At 62.5% G+C, this 21,791-nt stretch carries 21 protein-coding genes; 10 read left to right on the top strand and 11 right to left on the bottom strand.

Going from position 1 to position 21,791, the window contains the following annotated elements:
• Positions 1–147: 147 nt before the first annotated feature.
• The 3 genes from AB0O52_RS05660 to AB0O52_RS05670 all read right to left on the bottom strand — a co-directional run bounded on the left by AB0O52_RS05660 (position 148) and on the right by AB0O52_RS05670 (position 2,638).
• Positions 148–1,095, bottom strand: coding sequence for an SPFH domain-containing protein (locus tag AB0O52_RS05660; protein WP_364534589.1), 948 nt, complete (start codon positions 1,093–1,095; stop codon positions 148–150).
• Between the two features lie 117 nt (positions 1,096–1,212).
• Entirely contained in the window at positions 1,213–1,674 is a 462-nt protein-coding gene (locus AB0O52_RS05665; RefSeq protein ID WP_364534592.1) for an NfeD family protein, read from the bottom strand.
• Between the two features lie 109 nt (positions 1,675–1,783).
• Positions 1,784–2,638 (bottom strand): putative RNA methyltransferase, encoded by an 855-nt coding sequence (locus AB0O52_RS05670; protein ID WP_364534595.1) that lies wholly within the window; start codon positions 2,636–2,638, stop codon positions 1,784–1,786.
• 68 nt (positions 2,639–2,706) lie between these two features.
• On the opposite strand from AB0O52_RS05670, the gene AB0O52_RS05675 reads away from it, so the two are divergent.
• Positions 2,707–4,734, top strand: a complete 2,028-nt coding sequence (locus AB0O52_RS05675; protein ID WP_364534597.1) for a S9 family peptidase — start codon at positions 2,707–2,709, stop codon at positions 4,732–4,734.
• Here AB0O52_RS05675 and AB0O52_RS05680 read toward each other — a convergent pair.
• Genes AB0O52_RS05680 through AB0O52_RS05695 form a run of 4 tightly spaced genes read right to left on the bottom strand, consistent with a single transcriptional unit; the run spans position 4,724 to position 8,430 of the window.
• Positions 4,724–5,401: a peptide deformylase gene (locus AB0O52_RS05680; protein WP_364534600.1), complete on the bottom strand. Its 678-nt coding sequence runs from the start codon at positions 5,399–5,401 to the stop codon at positions 4,724–4,726. The two genes, AB0O52_RS05675 and AB0O52_RS05680, sit on opposite strands and share 11 nt — an antisense overlap.
• Positions 5,402–5,416: 15 nt before the next feature.
• On the bottom strand, positions 5,417–6,559 hold the full coding sequence (locus AB0O52_RS05685; RefSeq protein ID WP_364534603.1) for an NAD(P)/FAD-dependent oxidoreductase: 1,143 nt from the start codon (positions 6,557–6,559) through the stop codon (positions 5,417–5,419).
• The gene (locus AB0O52_RS05690; RefSeq protein WP_364534606.1) at positions 6,552–7,280 is read right to left on the bottom strand and encodes a class I SAM-dependent methyltransferase; all 729 of its coding nucleotides are present in this window, start codon (positions 7,278–7,280) and stop codon (positions 6,552–6,554) included. Before AB0O52_RS05690 ends, AB0O52_RS05685 begins: the two co-directional genes overlap by 8 nt.
• A 13-nt stretch (positions 7,281–7,293) precedes the next feature.
• Positions 7,294–8,430 carry a type III polyketide synthase gene (locus AB0O52_RS05695; protein WP_364534609.1) on the bottom strand — a complete coding sequence of 379 codons (1,137 nt, stop codon included), beginning with the start codon at positions 8,428–8,430 and terminating at the stop codon, positions 7,294–7,296.
• 245 nt (positions 8,431–8,675) lie between these two features.
• Between AB0O52_RS05695 and AB0O52_RS05700 the strand changes: the two genes are divergently transcribed.
• Together AB0O52_RS05700 and AB0O52_RS05705 are read left to right on the top strand one after the other, a co-directional pair.
• Positions 8,676–9,419, top strand: coding sequence for a hypothetical protein (locus AB0O52_RS05700; protein ID WP_364534612.1), 744 nt, complete (start codon positions 8,676–8,678; stop codon positions 9,417–9,419).
• A gap of 26 nt (positions 9,420–9,445) precedes the next feature.
• A complete protein-coding gene (locus tag AB0O52_RS05705; protein ID WP_364534615.1) occupies positions 9,446–10,279 on the top strand; it encodes a hypothetical protein in 834 nt (277 codons plus the stop codon).
• 33 nt (positions 10,280–10,312) lie between these two features.
• Here the strand turns inward: AB0O52_RS05705 and AB0O52_RS05710 are convergent, their stop codons facing one another.
• On the bottom strand, positions 10,313–10,972 hold the full coding sequence (locus tag AB0O52_RS05710; protein ID WP_364534618.1) for a class F sortase: 660 nt from the start codon (positions 10,970–10,972) through the stop codon (positions 10,313–10,315).
• Positions 10,973–11,070: 98 nt separating this feature from the next.
• The gene (locus AB0O52_RS05715; RefSeq protein ID WP_364534621.1) at positions 11,071–13,392 is read right to left on the bottom strand and encodes a hypothetical protein; all 2,322 of its coding nucleotides are present in this window, start codon (positions 13,390–13,392) and stop codon (positions 11,071–11,073) included.
• A 396-nt stretch (positions 13,393–13,788) separates the two neighbouring features.
• On the opposite strand from AB0O52_RS05715, the gene AB0O52_RS05720 reads away from it, so the two are divergent.
• From AB0O52_RS05720 to AB0O52_RS05740, 5 genes are all read left to right on the top strand, one after another.
• Complete coding sequence (locus AB0O52_RS05720) at positions 13,789–14,097, top strand: lactococcin 972 family bacteriocin (RefSeq protein WP_364534624.1); 309 nt, start codon at positions 13,789–13,791, stop codon at positions 14,095–14,097.
• Between the two features lie 130 nt (positions 14,098–14,227).
• Positions 14,228–16,459: a hypothetical protein gene (locus tag AB0O52_RS05725; protein WP_364534627.1), complete on the top strand. Its 2,232-nt coding sequence runs from the start codon at positions 14,228–14,230 to the stop codon at positions 16,457–16,459.
• Entirely contained in the window at positions 16,459–17,139 is a 681-nt protein-coding gene (locus AB0O52_RS05730; protein WP_364534630.1) for an ABC transporter ATP-binding protein, read from the top strand. Before AB0O52_RS05725 ends, AB0O52_RS05730 begins: the two co-directional genes overlap by 1 nt.
• Before the next feature lie 291 nt (positions 17,140–17,430).
• Complete coding sequence (locus AB0O52_RS05735; protein ID WP_364534633.1) at positions 17,431–18,528, top strand: site-specific integrase; 1,098 nt, start codon at positions 17,431–17,433, stop codon at positions 18,526–18,528.
• Between the two features lie 5 nt (positions 18,529–18,533).
• Positions 18,534–18,866 (top strand): helix-turn-helix transcriptional regulator, encoded by a 333-nt coding sequence (locus AB0O52_RS05740; RefSeq protein ID WP_284762929.1) that lies wholly within the window; start codon positions 18,534–18,536, stop codon positions 18,864–18,866.
• 67 nt (positions 18,867–18,933) lie between these two features.
• Here AB0O52_RS05740 and AB0O52_RS05745 read toward each other — a convergent pair whose 3' ends face one another.
• The gene (locus tag AB0O52_RS05745) at positions 18,934–19,416 is read right to left on the bottom strand and encodes a hypothetical protein (RefSeq protein ID WP_364534637.1); all 483 of its coding nucleotides are present in this window, start codon (positions 19,414–19,416) and stop codon (positions 18,934–18,936) included.
• Positions 19,417–19,560, bottom strand: coding sequence for a hypothetical protein (locus tag AB0O52_RS05750; RefSeq protein WP_364534640.1), 144 nt, complete (start codon positions 19,558–19,560; stop codon positions 19,417–19,419).
• 61 nt (positions 19,561–19,621) lie between these two features.
• Between AB0O52_RS05750 and AB0O52_RS05755 the strand changes: the two genes are divergently transcribed.
• A complete protein-coding gene (locus AB0O52_RS05755) occupies positions 19,622–20,362 on the top strand; it encodes a hypothetical protein (protein WP_364534643.1) in 741 nt (246 codons plus the stop codon).
• A gap of 121 nt (positions 20,363–20,483) precedes the next feature.
• A complete protein-coding gene (locus tag AB0O52_RS05760; protein ID WP_364534646.1) occupies positions 20,484–21,467 on the top strand; it encodes a hypothetical protein in 984 nt (327 codons plus the stop codon).
• Positions 21,468–21,791 lie beyond the last annotated feature (324 nt).

The following is a 21,791-nucleotide window of genomic DNA, read 5'->3' on the forward strand; positions in this document are numbered from 1 at the left end:
GATGAAACGCCTGACCAAGCGTTAATGTTCCGTTCGGATTGAACCGCCCGGACAAATACACCATTATACGCGCATCGAAGCGGACAGGACAAAGCGAAGGGGACCGGCCAGAGTCTCTGGCCGGTCCCCCGTGCAAACTGTCCGCAGTTACGCCGACGGTTCTTGCGGCTCTGCGGAATCGCTGAACAAGTCTGCGACGCCGGATCCACCGTTGGCACCACCCAGTGCGCCGCCGATGCCCTTGAGGGCCTCACCGACCTCGCTGGGGATGATCCACAGTTTGTTCGATGATCCCTCCGCAATCTTCGGCAGGGTCTGAAGGTACTGGTAGGCCAGCAGCTTTTGGTCCGGGTTGCCTTTGTGGATGGCGTCGAAGACCTTCTGAATGGCCTGGGCTTCGCCATCGGCGCGGAGGATGGCTGCCTTGGCGTCACCCTCTGCGGCCAGGATTGCTGCCTGTCGCTGGCCTTCGGCTGTGAGGATTTGCGATTGCTTGGTGCCTTCGGCGGTCAGAATCGCAGCACGCCGGTCACGCTCGGCCCGCATCTGCTTCTCCATTGAGTCCTGGATGGAGTGCGGAGGGTCGATTGCCTTGAGTTCGACCCGCGAAACTCGGATTCCCCAGCGTCCGGTGGCTTCGTCCAGGACCCCTCGGAGCTGGCCGTTGATCTGGTCGCGCGAGGTGAGCGCTTCTTCAAGGTTCAAGCCGCCGACGACGTTGCGGAGCGTCGTGGTGGTCAGCTGTTCAACAGCCTGGATGTAGTTTGCGATCTCGTAGGTCGCGGCCCGGGGATCGGTGACCTGGAAGTAGACCACGGTGTCAATCGAGACAACCAGGTTGTCCTCGGTGATCACCGGCTGCGGCGGGAAGGAAACCACTTGTTCGCGGAGATCCAACAGCGGCAGCAGGCGGTCGACGAAGGGGATCAGGATGGTGAGCCCGGGGTTGAGCGTGCGCTGGTACTTACCGAGGCGTTCTACGACGCCGGCGCGCGCTTGCGGGATGATCCTGATCGAGCGGACCAAAACGATAATCACGAATATGACGAGAACTAGCAGCACGATCGCGGCTGCAGTTCCTCCCAAGCTGTCCATACATCTCCTTCATTCCCCAGTTAAGTATTTGATGCGGTTGTGTGCGGCAACGTGCCGATCGCCGGCGTCGAAGGCCCGTCGTCGAACCCGGCGGCTTGCGCCGTGGCGGCACGCCGCTCAGCGCGGGCTGTTCTCAGCTGTCGAGGCGACTACCGCCGTCGCGCCGTCAATCCTGGTGACCTGCACGGTCTGGCCTGCGTCGATGATTCCAGCCGTGCTTCGGGCGCTCCACACATCGCCACCGATCTTGACCAGTCCCGCCGTCGCAGTGACGGGCTCCATGACGAGCGCTGATTGGCCGATCAGGCGGTCCACGTTGGTACGTTGCTCGGCAGGCCCCTTGTGCAGGTGCTTGAGTGCGATAGGACGGACGAAAGCGATCATCAGCAGGGACACGATGCAAAAGACGACGATCTGCAACCAGAGATCGGCTCCGGCGAAGTCAGCAGCGAGGGCAGCCAGCGCACCGGCCCCGAGCATGATGAAGAAGAAGCTGAGCGTGAGCATCTCCACCACGGCAAACGCGAGAAACACGGTGAGCCAAAGGGCCCACCAGTTGCTGCCAAGCCATTCAAACATCGTTCCCCCTGTTTCCGGACCCGCGACGGCAGCCGGGCTGATCCGGACTGCAGCGTCGGCAAGATCACAGTCGCTGTTTTTCCATCCTAGCCCGGCGCGAAGGTTCCCGTTAGGAGCCTTGCTCCGCCGCCGTGAAAACGCTGAGGGTGAACTTCGCGGTGGCATGGACGGACGTTTCCGCCGCCGTCGAGGCCAGGAGAGCGGAGCGCTCAAGGTGGTGCCCTGCCGGTCCCATGAAGGCGACATCGGCGATGTCGCGCCCGTCGAGCTTGAGATCCACGTCGAGGTGAATACTGTCCGCAAGACTGAAGAACTCCTGCATGGACTCGGCGAGACGGACGTCTTTGCCCGGTTCAATGCCCAACATTCCAGCCCGTTCCGCAATCTCTCCAAGGTGTCCGTTGCGCGGAGTCACTACGATCACCCGTCCGCCCGCACGCAGCACGCGGGCAAATTCCGGGGGATTCCGCGGCGCAAAGACCACGATGATGGCATCCACGGCATGGTCGGCGAGCGGCAGGGGACGCCAGATATCCCACACGAGATTGATGGCGCCGGGATTCAAGCGAGCTGCCCGGCGGAGGGCGAACTTCGAGATGTCGATGCCGATGGCTGCTGCGGGAGTGCGGTCCAGCACCGTGCGGAGGTAGTGGCCGGTGCCGGTCCCCGAATCCAGGACAAGGGATCCCGGCGCCGGCAGGATCGGTGCCGCCAGTTCCGCGATGGCCTCAGCGAGGGGACCGTAATGGCCCGCGCCCAGGAAATCGTTGCGGGCTGCGACCATCTCTGCCGTGTCGGCCTCGAAGACCGTGCCCTTGCCGGTGAGCAGGTTGAAGTAGCCCTGTTTGGCGGCGTCGAAACTGTGGCCGGCGACGCAACTCAACGAAAACGGCGCTGACCCGCTCAGCCCGAAAGGACCCTGGCAGACCGGGCAGCGCAAGGCGGAGACGGCGTCGGAAAGCATATGGACAATCCTACGGCGGCCGGAGTGGCACATATCGTCATATCGTGGCGGCCGCTAGGCTCACCAGCGTGAAAGCCGAACATCTTCCGCTCCTGAATTCCGTCTCCGCTCCCGCAGCCCATCCCGATGGCACCCGCACCGTCGTGTCCGTGACGCGGCCCGATTTCGACGCCGATGCGTACGTCGGACAGCTCTGGAGTGTTCCTTTCGACCCCGCGACACCGCCCCGGCGTATCACCCGTGGCTTCCGGGACACCGCACCCGCATTCTCGCCCGACGGCAGGGCGTTGGCGTTCCTCCGGGCGGGCCCGGACGGCAAGCCGCAACTGCACGTGGTGGAGGCCGAGGGCGGGGAACCGCAGGCGATGACGGAACAGAAATTGGGAGTTTCCGAGTTTTCCTGGGCGCCCGATTCGCGCAGGATTGTGTTCTCCTCACGGGTCCCCGAAGAAGGCCGTTACGGAACAATTGACGGAGTCGGCGCAGACAGCGAAGACCCCCGGTTGATCACCGACAACCAATACAGGCTCAACGGACTGGGCTACACCGCGGACAAGCCCGCCCAACTGTTCGTCGTCGACGTCCCCGAGCGCGGAACGGAACCTCCCGTGGTTCCTGTGGGGCGGGCCGCCAAAGCCCGCGGGGCCGATGTGCCAGGCCTGGTGCCGCCGGCAGTGCAGTTGACGTTCGGCGAAGCCGACCACACCTCGCCGTCCTTCAGCCGCGACGGCCGGAGCGTCTACTTTGTCGCTTCGCTCCACGAAGGGCACGACGCCGATATCGCCTCGGGTATCCATAGTGTCCCCGCCGCGGGCGGTGAAGTCACGGCACTGCGTCCGGACGCTGCCCCGCAGTCCGTCCAGGAAGTCCGCGAATCCGCGAACGGTGAGTGGCTCTTCTTTACCGCGCAGGACCTTGGCGAGGACGGCCTCGACTTCGTCGGGCGGAACACCGCGCTTTACGCGATGCCGGTCGGGGGCGGCAAGGGAACCATGCTGAGCGACGTCGAAAGCCAGGACATTGGCGGCCGCCTCGAAGCTTTTGGACTGGATGGGGTGCTCGCGCTCAACACGAGCCGTGGGAGCGTCCAGCTGATCCAATGGACGGCCGACGGCGGGAGCGAGATCCTCGTAAAGGGGCCTCGGGTAGTGATCGGCGCTTCCGCGGCAGGGGACCTGGTGTCGGTCACTTACGGTGACGCTTCCAGCGTTGGCGAGCTCGGCGTTCTGGAGAAGGGTGAACTCCGTGTGCTCACTGATTTCACCAAGGCGCTCCGGGACGAAGCAACCATTCTGGAACCGCATGAGTTCACTGCCACCGGCGCTGATGGCTACCCGGTCCACGGCTGGGCCGTATTGCCCGAGGGACCCGGCCCCCACCCCGTTCTTCTCACGATCCACGGCGGCCCTTTCGCCCAGTACACGGCGGCCTTCTTCGACGAGGTCCAGGTGTACGCCGAGGCGGGATACGCCGTGCTGATGTGCAACCCGCGGGGATCGGCCGGATACGGCCAGGCGCACGGCCGTGCCATCAAGGAAAAGATGGGCACCGTGGATATGGCGGATGTACTTACCTTCCTGGAGGGGGCCCTGGAAGCCTTCCCGGCGATGGACAGGGAATCGATCGGCATCATGGGCGGGTCCTACGGCGGATATCTGACTGCCTGGGTCATTGGCCACGATCACCGCTTCAAGGCTGCGATCGTGGAGCGCGGATTCCTTGACCCGGTGAGCTTCGCCGGTTCCTCGGATATCGGATGGTTTTTCGGCGGCCAATACACGGGAGGCTCGCTGGAGCAGATGGCGGCCCAAAGCCCCATGGCCGTAGTGTCCGCAGTCCGGACGCCTACCCTGGTGATCCACAGCGAAAACGATCTCCGATGCCCGGTTGAACAGGGACAGCGCTACTTTGCCGCGCTCAAGGCGCAGGGCGTGGAGGCGGCGTTGCTCCTCTTCCCCGGTGAAGACCACGAACTATCGCGCTCGGGCACGCCGCACCACAGGCGACAGCGTTTCGAGCACATCCTCGCGTGGTGGGCAAAGCACCTGCCTTCCGCGGCAAACCCGCCGCGCGAGGCCGGTGCAGCTAAGGGTTGAGGAAACCCAGCCCGCGGCGTGCCTCATCTATCCCGGGGTACGCCCAATGGGCGGAGTACTCTTCATCGTTTGCCAGTGATCGCAGCTCGGCGCGGTCCAAATAGAGTCCGCCGTGCAGGTGGTCGGTCTCGTGCTGGACTATCCGGGCCTGCCATCCGGAAAATCCGGCCGAGGCCGCACTGCCGTCAGGACGCTGGTAGTGCAGGCGAACATCGCGGTGCCGTGTGACCACGGCCTGGAATCCGCGCATCGACAGGCAGCCTTCGTAGAACGACGCCGTTGAGGTTCCCTCGGGTTCGTAGCGGGGATTAAGCATCGCGAAGAAGCCCAGCGGCGTCCTTTGGCGGATTTCCGAGGCGACGGGATCAACATCGAAACGGTCTTCGAGCACGGCCAGCTGCAGCGGGATTCCGAGCTGCGGTGCTGCCAGGCCCACGCCGGGAGCGGCATGCATGACGTCCCGCATCCGCTCGATCAGCTGCGCCAGTTCGGTGTCCTCGAGCTGTCCGTCGTAGGGCGCGGCGTGCTGGCGCAGCACAGGATGACCGACCTGCACGATAGGCGGGAGGCCGTCGAGACCAAGTATGTCCTGAACTGCGCTGCGGATTTGCGAGGCAGTAAACGTCGTGTCCAGGCCGGCAGGCAGGGGTCGGGTCTCAAAGTCCATGGATTGAGCTTAGTGTCAGTGCATCGTGAATCGCCGGGCGACAAGCTCTGAGAACATCGGCAAGGTAATGGCCCGGCCGATCAGGGCGTTCCGTGCGCTGAGGACCTTCGGGGGCAAGGGTCGGCCCAGCGCCATGTTCAGACTGGCCTGCCGGATGGCTTTCTTCGCCGCACGCTGACGGTCCCGCTCGAAGCCCGCGAGTTCCTTGCCGGCAGGGCGTCCCGCGGATGTCCGCAATGCTTCGCTGACGATCGGCGCCAAGGCAACGGCGTCCAACCAGCCCAGGTTCATTCCTTGACCACCGATCGGGCTGATCTCGTGGGCCGCGTCTCCAAGGAGGGCGACCCGTCCGTGGACCATCCGGGAGACCAGCCGTGAGGTGACGCCGAAGGTGCTGATCATCGTATTGCTTGCGGAGTCCACCGCGCTGCCGCTCCGCTTCTTGATGAGGGCGGCGAGCGCATGGGGAGTGGGTTCCTGGCACGGGGCGCCAAGCCGGACTACCCAGCGGCGGATCCCGCCCGGCAAGGGAAAGGACTCCACTATTCCTCCCGGCTCAAGGAAAAGAACAGCGTTGTTGCCGTACATCGATTCATCCCGGAAATCGCCCATCACGTAGTAGTCGGGATACGTGCGCAGGCGTGGCTCCAGTCCCAGTCCTTCGCGCACTGCCGAATGGACACCGTCGGCCGCCACCACGAAGCGGCCCAGAAACTCCGCTGGAGCCCCCTGGTGCTGTCCCCGCAGACGCAGGCGCCCGCCGTCGTCGACGACTTCCTCGACCTGCACACCGCGGTGAAGGGCGCCTGGATCGAGGTCGGTCACCCGCGATTCAAGGGCGTGGGTGGTGAGATATTGCGGAACGGAAAGGATGAAAGGGTACTCAGCCGAGGGGCGGGCGAAGTCCATGTCGGCTACTTTCCTGCCGCCGCTGTACGCGGCTCCGTGGGTGATCCGGACCCCTGAGGAGACCAGGGGATGGGCGGCACCGACTGCGTCCAAAGCTGCCAGGGCGGGCGGATGGATGCCTATGGCGCGGGTCTGGCTACCCGATGTCGCGCGTCTTTCCAGTACTGCGACGCGGTGCCCCTTCTGCATCAGCAAGGCTGCCATGAACAGTCCGACCGGCCCGGCTCCGACCACCACGACGTCAAACATCGGGGACCCCGCCGCGCCGGTAGACCAGCAGGTTGTGCCACAAGCCGCTTGGTTCAACCGTCCAGGCGAGAGGAGCCGCTGCGCGCAGTTCTGCTGCCGTGTAGCTCCTCCTGATCGAGGTGAGGCCGTCACCGTGGATATAGGATCCAATGCCGAGGGGCCATGATCCCGCCCAGAAAAGTGCGTACGCGACGCGGCTGCGGCTGAGGTCGTTGTGCAGGGCGAGCCGGCTGCAAAGCTGTTCGGAATCGCGAAGGAACAGGGCGAATTCCGGGGCGGTCAAGTGGTGCAGGACATGGTTGGAAACGACGACGTCGAACGTGCGCCCTTCTGCCACGAGCTCTGAGCTGAGGGCTTTTCTGTAGCTGACGCCTTCCACGGGAGGGGCAGAGTTCGCGAAACGGAAGGCGCGCTCATCCGGGTCGATTCCGGTGACTTCCAGTCGGTAACCGTCGGCGGCGGCCCGGCGCGCGAGGCTACGGGCGACGTCTCCACCACCGCAGCCGATGTCAAGGACCGTCGTGGAGGCCGCCGTCGTGAGCAATGGCTTGATCCATGATTTGTAGGTATCCCGCCAGCCGGACACCACAGCGTTGACGATCGGAAACCGCGCGTAACTCCTGTTGAGCCGGTCAAGCTCGCAGTCGGGGCGGTCCATGTCTTCCACTGCGGCTTCATCCCGCGCGTCGAGAAAGCTGCCCGGGCGGGGAAGGGCAGGCATCACAGGCCCGGCATCACAGAGCCGGGGAGACCCGGGTGAACAGCCCCGTCTCCACCGTGAGGCCCGGGCCGAATGCCATGGAGCAGATGCGTTCCTCCCGCTCGGCCGGAGTTTGACCCAGAATGTGTTTCAGGACGAAGAGTACGGTGGCGCTGCTCATGTTGCCGTACTCGCGAAGGACTTCGCGCGCGGGAATCATCTGTTCTTCGGTGAGTTCAAGTTTCGACTCGACTTTGTCGAGAATGCTGCGGCCGCCGGGATGGATGGCCCAATGCGTGATGTCCCGGTAGGGGAGCCCCGCCAAGGACGGGTCCCGGGCCAGCAGCGGCTCAAGCGCGCCGGTGATGTGTTCCTCGATGATGTGCGGCACATACGTGCCAAGGACCATCTCGAAGCCTTCATCGCCGATATTCCAGGCCATGGCTTCTTCGCCGACGGGCGTCAGGACCGTCTCGAAGTGATCAAGCCTGATCGCCGGGTCCGGGCCCTCGGGTTCACGGGAAGTCACGACGGCGGCCGCCGCACCGTCCGCGAAGATCGCCGATCCCATGATGGTGTCCGGGTCATTTGAGGTCCGGACGTGGAGCGAACAAAGCTCCACGCAGATAACCAGGACGACGGCATCGGGATCAGCCTGGCAGAACTGCCGGGCTGCACGGAGGGCGGGGAACGCAGCGTAGCAACCCATGAAGCCAAGGTGATAGCGCTGCACGGCCGGGCTGAGTCCGAGGGCCCGGACTACTTTGTAGTCAGGGCCGGGATTGAAGAATCCGGTGCAGGAGACCGTGATGACATGAGTTATGTCAAGCAAATCAATGTCGGGACATTTCCCGACCGCGGCTTTGGCGGCCTCAATGAACAATTTGGTGGCTTCGAGCGCGAAGATTTCGTTGCGGACCTTTGTGCTGGGGCTAAGCACACGGCCCGTGGCAGGATCAAAGAACGACGGATTCTCGGAGTGATTATCAAGGGACAACTCGGCGACGGCAGTGAAGCGGGTATCGATGGCAGCTGAATCAAAGCAGGTTCGCACCAGCCGGGATCCAAGCCGTGTCAGGCCGGGTTGGGATGCAAAAACGTCGCGCGCCTGTGGTTGCACAAGCACTGTGGGCGGTACGGCAGTTTCCAGAGACCTCACGTAGACCGGCATGCTTCATTGTTGGCGACGAAGATGCCGTTGACAATGGCAGAGCGTGGAAATGCGGACGTTTTTGAGCGACTCCGCTGCTTTCCCGCGGGAGCCGCGGACTCAACCGCGTTCAGGGCCCAATGGCTTCTGCGACACAAATTGAAGAAACGAACCACTAGTTCTAATAGCAGCTCATTTGACCGTTTCACCGATCGGCGGGACGGCAAACAGGGTGGCCCTTAGTACTTTTGGGGAGGTGCGCAGGTATGCAGCGGGAGCTGGACGTCGGGGGTGCGCGCGTCAAGGTGAACCGGTTGCGCCTGCGTTTGGCTGAGCTTGACCGCCAAATTGGTCTGGTTGACCGCTTGCTCGGCCAAGTCGTGAAGCTCGCTTTGGAGCTGTATGCGGCGAGGGCGTGGAAGGCCTTTGGCCTGAATACGTGGGCGGAGTTGGTGGAGGCTGAGCGGTTGGTCCTCCCGGGCCTCGGAGGCAATGCCCGGGTGAGTGTCGCGATGGAGTTGGCGGCCGGAAACTTGTCGCTGCGTGCCATCGCACCGGTCCTGGGTGTGTCCCATGAGACCGTGAAAACGTTGCTCGCGAAGGGCGTTGCAGAGGGCGGAACGCTGCCGTCCGTGAGATTGTCACTGGACGGCAAATTGCGCCGCAGCGCACCCGTAGTACCAATGAATGTGATTGCAGGTGAACTGGTTCACCCTGATTCCGACTCTGATTCCAACTCTGATTCCAATGAGGGAATCTTCGATGTGGAGGGGTTCCTCGCGGATGTCGGCGCTTTGGGCGTGGATCACGGTCCTTCCGACGCCGCCGTGCTGGCGGAGCTCCAGCTTCGGGAGCTGATGGATTCCATCCGGAATCTGGGGACCTCAGAGCTTGTCGTCCGGCGACTGCCCGAGGCCGATCCCGCACGACGGCGCCGGCTGGCCGCCCAGTTCCATGCCGCCACGGAACTGATGAGCGACGTTGCGAGGCAGTGGGGTGTCGCGGCGTGAGTCCAGAAACTCGAGGGAAGCTTTCGATGTCAACCGAACGCGACGCCTTTTTGGTGGACCTGGTAGCAAGATGGCGGAGGGAAGGCCAAAACGGTTCAGCGACCCGGGAGTTGTTCGGTTCATTTCTGCCGGCGCTATTGTCCCGTTTTCAGCACGAGTTCCCCTCGATTGACCCCGAAGATGCACTGTTCTACGCCACGGAAGTTCTTTGCGACAGCGGGATCCCTGCTGACGTCCCGGCCTGCGCATGGCTGCTTGCGGTTGTCCGGAACGGGCTCCGAACCTTGACTATCACCCAACGCCATTGGCTCTCGGAGCGTGATGTGCGGGACGGCGTTTGGGCGGAGGTCAAGGAGAACCACGGCCTGGGGGAGGGGGCGCCGCTGGTATCGCTGTACGGCTACGAATGCGAGTGGCCTCAGATTCCTCTCGCCATGGTGCCACTGCCCGCCGGTTCGTCGCCCCTGTGGGAGGAACTGAGGACGTTGTTGATCAGGGCCGGCTGGGATCGCGACCTCGCAGAGCAGGGTCTGCAGGTGATCGAGCATCGAGCAGCCCGGCACATCGAGGAGGCCGGATTCGGCCCAGAGCCGCGGGCCGCGATGTCCCGGCTGGAAACGAACAGGGCGTTGAGCTGCGTGCCCAAGGGCCATAAGACGGCACTTGTGGACTTCGTATGCAGCGAACGCGGATACCTTTGGGGCCGCCTCCACGGAATCTCTCCAGCCAATGCTCTTGCACTTCCCGGGGTCCAGGAGGCGTTGGCATCGCTGGTCTGGAGCAAGGCAAGGCCCAAGAAGACCCGAACCAGAACCTACTCGCCACCCATAGTTCATTCCCGGCTGGATATCCCTGCGTGAGGCACGCAACCCGCTCTGGACCGGTGAAGTGAGTCATGGCCAGGGGATTGCCGTGGCCACGGTGTTGTTGGCGAACTGGGCGTGCCCGGCAATCGGGACGAAAGGGCTGTCAAGATCACAGGTGACTACCCGCAGTAAGGGTGGGCCCTCAGTGGCAAAGTAATCCGGGGGCAGGGACGTCTTGGCCAGCGATTCCAGGCTGGTGATCTTGTACCGGCAGGTGACCCCGGACTTGTCGGATACATAGAGCGGCATGCCCTTGGTCACTTGGACGAGGGAAGCCATGGGCGCCAGCGAGCCATCCGGGGAGTTCACGTGCCCGGCCAGCAGGGTCGATCCCTTCGCGGCACAGACAGCCGCGGACCCTGTGTAGCGGGCGGCCTTGGAGGATTCCGGGATCACCAGGTAGCCGGACTCGTCACGACCTTCGTCCACGAGACCTACTTTGAGGTCCACGCCGGGGATGGAGAGCGTGTCAGGCGGAAGGCTGGGGACCTCGGTTGGCCCTGTGTATATGTCCGGTCCTGCGGCCACAAACGGAGCCAGGACTGGTGCCAGCTGGGCCGTTGGGGGAGCGGGCCATGATGTGAAGGCCAAGGCGCCAGCGCCGGCCCCGGCCAGGCCACAAATGACGACGATAGTCGCTGCAATGCGGTACTGCTGGTCGCCGGGATAGTTGCGGGTTCCGGTCATCGGACGTTCCTTGGTGTGGGGCGGGGCACCCGGCCCGGTCTGCCGGGATGGCTGGATCCGGGTGCCCCGCATCTATTTGGTGGTGCGCGGTCGGCGTTCTAGTCGGCGTGTTCCTCCGCGTGGACTTTGCCCGCGTCAACTCCTTGGTCGGCGAAACGTTTGCGGTAGAACAGCCCTGCACCGGCGAGGAGAGCCAATGCGAAACTGATGGCGCCTGTGATGAGCAGGGGTATGCTCGGCCCGGCTTCCTCTGCCGTGCCGGTTGTGGGAGCGAATCCGGTGTTGACCATCAGGGCCGGCTTGCCCGGGGTAACGGTGGCTGCTTCGGGGAAGGCGATCACGGTCTCGTTCTTTTCGCCGCAGTTGCCCTTGTGCAACTGCGCGGTGAATGGTTCCTTGCCGTGGCCCTTGTCGATGGTCAGCGTAAGTTCCTCGACGTACCCGTAGGTGCCTTTGTGGGCGATGGTGTGGCTCGGGTAGGTGATTTCACCGGCTGCGGTGACGTCTTGTTCCGTGGAGGTCCACGCCGGGTTGGTGCAGACGGCCTGGGCGGAGCCGTCCGTTGAGTCGTCAAACTTGTACTGGCTCACTTTCGTGGTGACCTTGATGCCGGCGCCGGAAGGGACGGTGCCGGAGACAATTCCGATGTCGTGAGCGACGAGAGGCACGCCCCCGCTCTCGGAGGCCTTGGTGACAATCGAAGGCTTCTCGACTAGAACGGTTTCGTCGGGCAGCAGTTCCTTGCCGTCCCACGGCTTGGTGGACTCGGTGCCGTCGATCTTTTCGGAGAAGTACAGGTTGGCTTTCAGGCCCTTTGCCCACTTCTCGGCGACGATCTTCTCCCACGGAACTTCGACGGGCGCGGTCTTGAACTCGCCGTTGCCGGTGACCTTCGTGGTGGTGGTACTGATGACCTCGGCATCAGCGGGCGCCGTGTCGGTGCCGCCGGCAATCGGGGCGGCGGAGGTCAGAACCAGATCCGTTGTCACGGAGAGTTCTTTGCTGGGCTCGTTGCCGGTCAGGGTGATGACGTCGTAGACCTTGCCGTTTTCAATGGCCGATGCCTTGGTTACCACCTCGGGTTGGTACTTCTGGATCGTCTCCTCATTCGGATCGTTGAACCCTGCCGTCCAGTCGGCACGGAAGTATTGCTGCAGCTCGGCGGGCTGGGCGCCCTTTGAGAAGCGGGCCACCGGGTAGTAGTAGCCTGCTTTGTCCGCCTTTTTGTCCGCGGTCACCGTGACGTCGCCCGGTCCCGTTGCCGTGCCCGTTCCGGAAGCAACCTTCACGACAGCTGCCGGAATCTTGGCAGTCGGGGCGAGTTTGACCGGGCTGTAGTACCAGTCGATGTTGAATCGGGCCGGAACGTTGCTGCCATTCACGAACGCCCAGTCATTGGCCTTTCCCGTGGACGTCTTCACGTGCAGGACGTCCACCAGAGGCTGGCCGCCTTCCACAAACCGGCTGGCTGTCGACGTTGCTTCAGGTTGGAAATCGAAGATCACCTTGGCGTCGGCTGACGTTCCCGCGACGGGTTGAGCGCCGCCGGCAACGAGAAGGTTCTGGAACCCCTTCACCGAATAGGTTGTGGCCGACACCCCGGGGGCGTCGATCGTCAGCGTTACGGACACGGTTCCGTTTCCGGTAGCCGCGAAGCCGAGCTGATCTCCGGTATGGAGGTTGACTGCCTGGGAGTTCGTTCCTGCCCACACGGCGGGGCCGTTCAGGACGGCGCGGGCCGAGAAGCCGCTCAGCCTGTTCCCGGCCGCGGATACCAGCTCTGTCGAGGTGATCGTGCCGCCGCGACCGTTAGCGTCCATCGAGAGTTTAGGTTGCGTGGAATACGGACCGGAATTGGCCTGGGCATCGGCGAGCATCGCCGCGGCCCGGGCACGGACACCGGGCATTTGCGGGTCAGATGAATCCCGAAGGTTAGGGTAGGGAGCGCCAATGCCGTTCCACGGCACGTTGAACCTCGGATCCGCGAGCTCGTGCGCGAGGTACGCCAAAGCGGCATGGTTGGCAGGGTCACCCTGGTACTTCTGGATCGCGTAGTTAAGCTGTGGGTTGCCCAGGGAACCCACCGCTCCGGATCCGGCTGGGCCGGCCGGAATCCCGACATCGAAGCAGAATGCCGTGGGGCCCCCGTCGGCACCGTTCAGGTTCAGCGATCCCAGCCACATCGACCAGTCTCCAAACGCCCGAGGCGGCGGAGCCTGGACGGTGATGCCCGATTGGTGCATGCCCGGCAGGTCAGTTGCGGCTTGTGCAGCAGGCGCGGCCAAGACACTGCCGGTCCCGACAGCAGAAAGGACCAGGGCGGCTGTCGCTGCCAGAGGCCTTGTCTTGGCGAACGCCTGCCAGCCCTTTGCCTGTACCGACGGTTTGCAGGTGTCCCGATTGAATCCACTTTGACTCACTTATGTTCCCCTCTCTTCAACCGCGTCCATACGCGCGATGACCACGCTTCGGGTGGTCCTGTTAGTAGAGAGCCGGACAAATCGCAGTTCGTCAGAGAAGGGCTTCGTTCAAGCTTTCGGGCTTGAGCGGGACGTCTTCAGCGCCGTCAACTGTCCAGAATTTGACAGTTGAAGCGTCCAGGCGGAGTTGAAAAATGGCATTGATTTCTCGGAGCTTCTGCGCCATAAATCGAGGCGACGGGCCACTAGTTCTAGTAGCAGCTCATTTGATCGTTCCTTCGAGCGGCTGAAGGGCAAGCGGGGGTGGTCCTTTCTACTTTGGGGCCCATCCATCGGTAGAGGCGAATCGTCTCTCCGCAAGGGCCAACTTTGGCCGCTAGAAGAATGGGGATTGTCATGAAAGTTAAGCGTCTGCTCGCCGGGGGAGTCTTGGTCGGTTTGTTGACGGTCGGGGCCGCGGCTCCTGCGTTGGCGGGAACGATCACTAACGTCGGTGGCGGCACCTGGAGTTATGGGACCGCGTTCCAACCACCATGGTTCAAGAACGTCTGGTCTCACTACGTTCATCCGGCCGCCTACCACTCAGCTACGGCTATCGGCGGCCCGAACACCGTCAAGGTCTACGCAACCGCCAATAACTGGGCTAAAGCGAATACCCAGTGCGGCGTAGGCGAGAACGCCGCCCAATACTGGAATACCTACTGAGCAGCAGCCATCCCAATTTGCGCGTGCCGTCAGAGCGGCTGTCGGTCGGCGGGTCCCGTTTGGGCCCGCCGGCCCGCTTGTTTGTGCGCGGCAAGCGGAAATGTCGACAAGCTGAAGGGGTGGTAAGCCGATGAAACACATACTGCTGGGACTGGTGATCGCAGTGTGCGCTGCAACGTTTGGAGCGAGCTTCGTCAACGGAATCAACGGACAACGCACGGCTGTGGCGCGGTCGGCAGCTGATGCCGGACAGGCGTTTTCAGTCCCGAGCGATGCAACGGATCCTGATGCAGTGCTGTCTGCGCTGCGAAGTGCAGCAGAAGCCACCCGCAGCAACGTTTTCAGGACTGTGGTCGGGGTGGATGAAAACGACCGTGCGTTCGTGACTCATTACGTGCTCTTGACCCGGTCCGATACTCGCGTCTTTGACGCTGCAAATCTCTCATCAGGGAGATTCCTCACAGTCCAAGAGTCGCAGGAAGGCGACGCTTCGGTCGCCTCGACAGACACCAGCCCGAACACGGTCGGTGTTCTGCGTGTCCTGGGGGAGGGGGAGCGTTTCTCTTTCCGTCCATTACGGGCAGCGTTCGACACACTGCCTGCGCCGGGAACCTACTACTCCGAGTGCGGGCCGGCAGGGTGCGCAGGCTTTGTTGATGCAGCGGCTGCGTCACTCACCGCTCACGTTGCCGGGCGGACCTTCGTGGCGTCGGATTTGCGCGCACCGAATCAGCAGTTGGTTGTCCCCACAAATGTCCCGCCGCTCTACTTGCAACTCGCGGTTGCCGCCGGCCTTCTCCTCACCGCTGTGCTTGCTGTCTATCTGCAGCTGTATGAGGCAAAGAGAGCCGGCGCGTTGCGCTTGTTTGGCTATGGTGCGACCAGGGCATGGTGGACGATCACGGGGCGCCCGGTAATGATTGTCGGTGCTGCTTCCGGCGTCGCTTGTGTTTCCCTCTCGGCACTTCTTCCGGGAGCGGACGCAAGGTTCGTAGCTGTTGTGGTTCTCGACCAGGCAGCTGCCTTGGTCTTGATCGCCGCTGCCAGCCTGCTGACCATACCGTACGTGGCAACGATGCGAATTTCGGACGCGTTGAAGAACCGACGTGACACCGGAGCTTTGTTTGGCTCAGGAATCGTTCTGTCCGTTGCAATTTCGGCTGCGCTCGTGGTGGTCGCTGCGGGCGCGTGGTCAAACGTGGATGTGATCAACCACGAACGCGACAACCTGCGCCACTGGACCTCGACCACCGGATACGGCGTTTTCGCTCCGATGAGCAATGGGAACGACGCAGTGGACCTGCAGACGGGGCAGCCCGGCTCATCCGTCGTTCAAGCCACAGACCTCTATGACGCACTCAGTGCCCGCGGTGCCTTGTATGTCTACGCCGGGGCTTTCTCAGAGACAGGTGTCCAGCAAAGTCGACCGGCCGGCCAATACCGATCGATACAGGTAAACCCTGCCTACCTCCACGCGTACCCGATCCGTGACACAGATGGCCGGCCGGTCACGGTCGATGAGAGTGAATCATCGTGGATCTTGCTCGTGCCGGAGCGGTTCCGTTCCCAGCAACAAGACATCGCTGCCTACTTCCAGGCCGAACGCGACAGCGCACCCTCCGCAGAGAAGGCGATCTTTCACCGCGACGTCAGCTCCACACGGCGGGATCTCCGCGTGCGGATCATCTGGACGGAGAACCGCCAGCAGATTTTCACCTTCAACCCCGACGTCGCCGCATCTTCCGGCGGCTTGGTGGAGGACCCCATCGTTGAAGTCATGACCCGAGCCAACAGCCTGGGCGTGGACCGGCTCAACGCCGTCACGGGCGACGCCAGCGCTGGACTAAAGGTCCGACTCGAAGAAGGGAGCTCCCAGGCCACAATCACCGCCCTCCAGCCACTGCTAAAACGATTGAGCTTGGGCGACAACCTCCGTCACCTTGTGACCATGAACGAATATCAGCTCGCCAGGATCGGCCACCTCCAGGAGAGCCTCCGCAACACCACGATTGTGCTCGCCGCGCTGGTGGTTCTGCTCGTGATCATCACCGCGCAGACACTGACGATCGCGTTTGAGCGTTTCGCGCGCAAGATCATTGTCCGTGGCCTGTTCGGACTGTCGACGGTACGGCGCTACCGCGAATTCATCAAGCTTGGAGCAATTGTGTGGGCTGTCCAGGGCGGGCTCGGTTCCGGGCTGGTATTGGCCGGTTTCCGGCCGTTCTCCTATGACGATACCGGGCCGCTTTCCACGCTCACCGCGGCCTTGGCCATCAGCGCTGTCCAGGGCCTGGCCGCTGTCGGCGTCCTGTGGCTCACGGAACGGCGGCGTACTCCCAACATCCTGAAAGGGGAGCTCTAATGTCTGACGTCGTTTGCGAACTCCTGAACGTACACAAAGGCTTTCGCGGCCATGAAGTCATCTCGGACCTGAGTCTGAAGGTGCACGGGGGCGAAATCGTCGCCCTTACAGGTCCGAGCGGGAGCGGGAAGACAACCGTCCTTAACCTGCTTGGCCTGCTTGACCACCCTGACAAGGGTGAGATCAAGTTATTTGGCCGCCGGGCCCCGCGCCCAGGTAGCCGCAATGCACGCATGCTCCTGAGGCTGCGCCTTGGATATCTCTTTCAGAACTATGCCCTCATCGACAACGAGACCGTGACCGAAAACCTCAAGATCGCACAGACTTACACCCCGGGTACGGCCAAGGAAAAAAGCGAGTCCCGGGCGAGCGCGATGGAGCGGGTAGGCCTGGACCTTGACCCGAATCGCAAGGTCTACGAACTCTCAGGCGGAGAACAGCAGCGTCTCGCCATTGCCAGACTAATCCTCAAACCCTGTCAGATGATTCTCGCCGACGAACCGACAGGATCCCTCGACGCCGTAAACCGAGACCATGTCCTTGGCCTCACCAGAACTTTGGCTGAGGCTGGCAAAGCCGTCATCATCGTGACACATGACAACTCGGTATCCGAGCGAAGCGATCGAGAAATCACCCTCGGCGCCGCAAGCCCCGAAGCTACTTCTACTCCCGTACTTTGAACGCCGATAATCTACATTATGTAAAGTAAACCCGTGATTATTGCATCTGATGCATGATCACCCTTCTTTCGCCCACCTCTTCCTGCGCGGATCGCCTGGATGCCGGAAATGCTCCCCGACCTGCGGTGATACCGTGTTCTGCTGCGGATCTCAGGGCGCCTAGGGTGTTGCCTTTTACCCGGCGCGACCTGAGGGCATTGTCCTAGACGGGCCATTGACCTGCGGATTTGCGCCGAGTCTGCATTCATTGCATGATTCATTCATCCAATGCAATGTCAGAAAGGGTTTGTCGTGGCAGTTGATGCGGCGGGTCGTGTGCTTGATTTCGGCCCTGTGCGGTTCCTGCATCCCGAGGACCAGGTGTTCACGCAGATGCTCACGGGCTGGCGTAACCAGCAGCTGAGCAGGAACCTGGCCTTCGGCACCATCGAGTCGAGGGAACGGCTCGTGACGCGCTTCCAGGAGTCGACGAACGAGTATCCCTGGCACTGGACGCCGGCCCATGTCGACGAATTCTTCGGGGATCTTCGCAGTGTGAAGCACGCAGCCCAATCGACGATCCGCTCCTATCAGGCCGCACTGAGGGCGTTCTGCGCGTACTTGGCTTCCCCGGAGTACGGCTGGGACAGTGTCTGCGAACAGCATTTCGGGACCCATCCAGTCCAGGTCTGCTTTGACTGGAACACAGCCGTCCACGCCCAAGCCGGCGAGTCCTCCCCCAAGCGCCGTCCGTTCACGCAGCGGGAGCTCCAGGATTTCTTTGACCGGGCCGATGATGAGGTCGACCGGATCGCCTCGCTGGGCCGCAAGGGTTGGCTGCCGGCTTACCGTGACGCGGTCCTGTTCAAAGTGGCCTATTGCTGGGGTCTGCGCCGCAATGAGGTCCGCCACCTGCAGACGGTGGACTTCGGCAGGAATCCGCACGCCCGTGAGTTCGGCAAATACGGCGTGCTTCAGGTCCGGTACGGAAAGGCCATGAAGGGGTCTCCCCCGAAGCGCCGGAGCGTCCTGACGGTATTCGACTGGTCGACGGAGATCGTGGCCGACTGGCTCGAACGCGGGCACCCCCATATGACGGACGGGCCGGACCTGTTCCCTTCCGAGCGCGGCACGCTGGTTTCCGAAGCCGCGTTAAACCGCCGCTTCAACCGGTATTGCGAGGACCTGTGCCTCTCCCCCGGGCTGGACATCCACTCGCTGCGCCGTTCCTACATCACCCACCTGATCGAGTCCGGCATGGACGCCTTGTTCGTCCAGCACCAGGCCGGGCATGAACATGCCTCGACCACGGCCCTCTACACGTCCGTGTCGAGTGACATCCGGGTCAAAACCCTGCGCCGCGCCCTTGACTCGACCGTCAGGGCCGCGCTGGGCGGAATGGAAGACTAGTCCTCATGAAACGAGAGATCGACTACCGGTGGCGGCTTGCCGAACTCATGGCGGCCCGCGGCATGCACAACAGCACCGACCTGAGCCCCTTATTGAAGGAACGCGGGATCGAACTCTCGGCCTCACAGGTTTACCGGCTCGTCACGCAACGACCAGAACGCGTGTCCCTGATGATGGTCTCGGCCCTCTGCGACATCTTCGCCTGCGGCCCCGAAGACCTCATCACCGTCACGGCCGCGGATGCGAAAGTCCGCAAGATCGCCTCTAACGCCAATGTCGTGGACCTGAACAAGACCATCCGGCCCAAACGCGCCAGAGTGATCCGCGATGACGGCTGACATCACGCCGCGCCCTATCGTGCGGGGCCGCCCTCGCAGCGCAGGGACCTTCACGTGTGACCGGTGCTCAAGGATGGCCGGCAAACACCGCGCCAGTTGGCCCGAAGGCAGGATCTGCGGGACCTGCTTCACGGTTGCCATGCGCACGCACGGGTCGTGCCCTGGATGCGGCATGGACCGCATGCTCCCCGGACGAGCCCTTGCCCATGGCAACAATCCCATCTGTGTCGATTGCGCGGGCATCACCCAGGACTACCACTGCTCGCGCTGCGGCACCGAAACCGAGCACTATCGCCAAGACAGATGCGCCCGCTGCTCGCTGCGGGACGACCTCACGGTGCTGCTCCGCATTGAACAGAGAAGTGCGGAGGCCAAGACGGCGGCGGAGAAATTGCTCACTGCCCTCTGCGAAGCCGAACGCCCCGAAAGCATCCTGACCTGGCTTCGCGACGCCGGCGTCAGAGACCTCCTCGGACGGATTGCCACCGGCAAAGTTCCTCTCAACCACGAGGCGCTGGATGAAGAACCGAACAGCAAGCGGGTGGAACACCTACGCAGCCTGCTCACCCACCACAAACTGCTCCCGAACCGCGACCACTACCTCGCGCTCTTCGAACGGTGGCTGGCCAGCAAGCTCGAGGACATCGAGGACCCCGAGATCCGCCGGCCCGTCGAATCCTTCGCCCGCTGGCACCACCTACGTCGCATCCGCAGCCTCTCCGGGGACGGGAAACCCACCCGCGGTCCCGTGCACAGTGCCAAGCAGGAAAATCACCGAAACCATCAAGTTCCTCACCTGGCTCAAAACCACCCACGGGCGGGCGGTTGCTTCCTGCGTCCAAGCCGACGTCGACGCCTGGCTTGCCGACGGCCCCACCACCAGGCACGCCATCCGAACATTCTTCGTCTGGGCTGTCAGGAACCGGACCTGCACCAACATCGCCATCGGACACCGGCAAGCCCGGACCGTCCCCCTCCTAAGCCAGGACCAGAGACTCTCCATGCTCAAGGCATGCCTCACAGACGACGTCGATACACTCGCCTATCGGGTCGCCGCCACGTTCCTGCTGCTTTACGCCCAGCCAGTCGTGAAGATTGCCGCGATGAAGAGCACCGACGTGATCATCACACCCGACGGATTGCGACTGTCACTCGGCGAAGGCGACCCCGCACCCGTCCCCGAGCCCTTCGCGTCACTACTCACACAACATCTGGCCTCACGTCCGAACATGCGAACCGGGAGCAGCACCGGCAGCGAGTGGTTGTTTCCTGGCTACCGTCCCGGGCAACACATCCACCCGAACACGCTCATGGAACGCCTCCGGGAAGTAGGCATCAACGTCCGGGGAGCCCGCAACGCCTCCCTCCGCGGACTGGTCGCCGAGGTTCCGGCCCCACTCGTCGCAGAAATGCTCGGATACAGCTACCAAGTCACCCAAAAGCACGCCACCGCGGCCGCGGATCCGTGGTCCCGCTACGCGCCGCGCGGACACTGATTCCTGCCACGCGCTGGGGCAGCTCTGGCACTATGGTGTCCGTGGGTCTTCAATCGCATGCAGGGCCTGGCAAGTCACTAAGGGTCATTAGAGTGTGAAATTACCGAAGGAGGGGAACCGGGTGACTGAAAACGTCCTTGGCGGCGACTATCCGTTCTTTCGTGTCATCGAGTCCCCAATCACAGCCCACATGCTGCGACCGCTCGACCCGCGTTGTCATACAGTACAGTTCGGCAAGGCGCTAACGGAGAGCGACTATAGGCGGCTTTCCGAATGGATCGCGCAGTATCCCTCAGTCACCCTACGAGCGTACGCCTCCTACGATGGCTCCATCCGTGACCTGGATTTTCTTCGATTTTTTCCCGCGCTCCACAAGTTCTCCGCAGACACGCTCTACCACTCACTTGAGTCAATAGATGGTCTGGGCTACCTTCCCGAATCGGCCTCGATGATTGGACTCGGGCAGACGAAAAAGAAGCTGTCGCTCAAACCCTTGGGTCGCTTCACTAGCCTCCGCCGCCTCTATCTGGAGGGACAGACAAAAGACATCGAAACGATCTCCGAGCTAAGGAGCCTACGAAGCGTCACCCTCCGGTCCATTACGCTGGCAGATTTATCCATTTTGCAGCCTCTTAGGCAACTCCGGGCGCTCGACCTCAAACTGGGTGGCACTCGCGATTTGGCACTCCTACCCACCATCGGCAAACTCGACTATCTGGAGCTTTGGATGGTACGGGGCCTGCACGACCTCTCCCCCGTAGCTCAGCTGGAAGACCTCAGCTATCTCTTCCTTCAATCCCTGAAACAGGTCACGCAACTTCCCGATCTCTCGCGACTCACGCACCTAGAGACAGTCTGGCTTGAGACCATGAAGGGTCTCACCGATTTGTCGCCTCTGCTGACAGCCCGTTCGCTCCGACGGGTCGGGGTTGTCGATATGGCACATCTGCAGCCGGAGGACGTAGGAGTATTGGCTGGCCACCCAGGGCTTCAAGAACTCAGGGCGGGACTGGGGAGCAAGCGCAAGAACGACGCTGTTAGGAAGCTCGTCCCGTTACCGAATGGCGAACGTTGGGCAAAACCCGAAAGTCTCTCTGCCGACTAGTTCCGAAGGTCTTGAGCATCGACAGATACCCACCAGCGCTTAGCCGGAGCTGGGCAGAATAGTTCAGGATCGAATATGCACGGTTACCAGTAATAATCTGCGTATCTCATCAGATGAATCAATCATCAGCCTCTAACCCGCCCTCGGATGACCATGGTCGTGGACTGTTGCGCATAATCCGTCTTGGCCCGTGGACTGTTGCGCATGCTCCACCACGCGAGCAGGTCAAGGAGATTTTCGCCAAGTAGAGACGGAACCTGTTCCCACCTATAGCTTGGAACGTCGAATCCCCCATAATCGGGCTGGACTGCCCACCAAGTGATC

Source organism: Arthrobacter sp. NPDC080073 (assembly GCF_040686575.1).
Classification (GTDB): Bacteria; Actinomycetota; Actinomycetes; order Actinomycetales; family Micrococcaceae; genus Arthrobacter.

Excerpts from the sequence above, each read along its gene's own strand:
- AB0O52_RS05730 (WP_364534630.1), top strand. The coding sequence starts at position 16,459 with ATGTCTGACGTCGTTTGCGAACTCCTGAACGTACACAAAGGCTTTCGC.
- AB0O52_RS05720 (WP_364534624.1), top strand. The coding sequence starts at position 13,789 with ATGAAAGTTAAGCGTCTGCTCGCCGGGGGAGTCTTGGTCGGTTTGTTG.
- AB0O52_RS05665 (WP_364534592.1), bottom strand. The coding sequence starts at position 1,674 with ATGTTTGAATGGCTTGGCAGCAACTGGTGGGCCCTTTGGCTCACCGTG.
- AB0O52_RS05660 (WP_364534589.1), bottom strand. The coding sequence starts at position 1,095 with ATGGACAGCTTGGGAGGAACTGCAGCCGCGATCGTGCTGCTAGTTCTC.
- AB0O52_RS05700 (WP_364534612.1), top strand. The coding sequence starts at position 8,676 with ATGCAGCGGGAGCTGGACGTCGGGGGTGCGCGCGTCAAGGTGAACCGG.
- AB0O52_RS05670 (WP_364534595.1), bottom strand. The coding sequence starts at position 2,638 with ATGCTTTCCGACGCCGTCTCCGCCTTGCGCTGCCCGGTCTGCCAGGGT.
- AB0O52_RS05705 (WP_364534615.1), top strand. The coding sequence starts at position 9,446 with ATGTCAACCGAACGCGACGCCTTTTTGGTGGACCTGGTAGCAAGATGG.
- AB0O52_RS05695 (WP_364534609.1), bottom strand. The coding sequence starts at position 8,430 with ATGCCGGTCTACGTGAGGTCTCTGGAAACTGCCGTACCGCCCACAGTG.
- AB0O52_RS05680 (WP_364534600.1), bottom strand. The coding sequence starts at position 5,401 with ATGGACTTTGAGACCCGACCCCTGCCTGCCGGCCTGGACACGACGTTT.
- AB0O52_RS05690 (WP_364534606.1), bottom strand. The coding sequence starts at position 7,280 with ATGCCTGCCCTTCCCCGCCCGGGCAGCTTTCTCGACGCGCGGGATGAA.
- AB0O52_RS05740 (WP_284762929.1), top strand. The coding sequence starts at position 18,534 with ATGAAACGAGAGATCGACTACCGGTGGCGGCTTGCCGAACTCATGGCG.
- AB0O52_RS05685 (WP_364534603.1), bottom strand. The coding sequence starts at position 6,559 with ATGTTTGACGTCGTGGTGGTCGGAGCCGGGCCGGTCGGACTGTTCATG.
- AB0O52_RS05710 (WP_364534618.1), bottom strand. The coding sequence starts at position 10,972 with ATGACCGGAACCCGCAACTATCCCGGCGACCAGCAGTACCGCATTGCA.
- AB0O52_RS05725 (WP_364534627.1), top strand. The coding sequence starts at position 14,228 with ATGAAACACATACTGCTGGGACTGGTGATCGCAGTGTGCGCTGCAACG.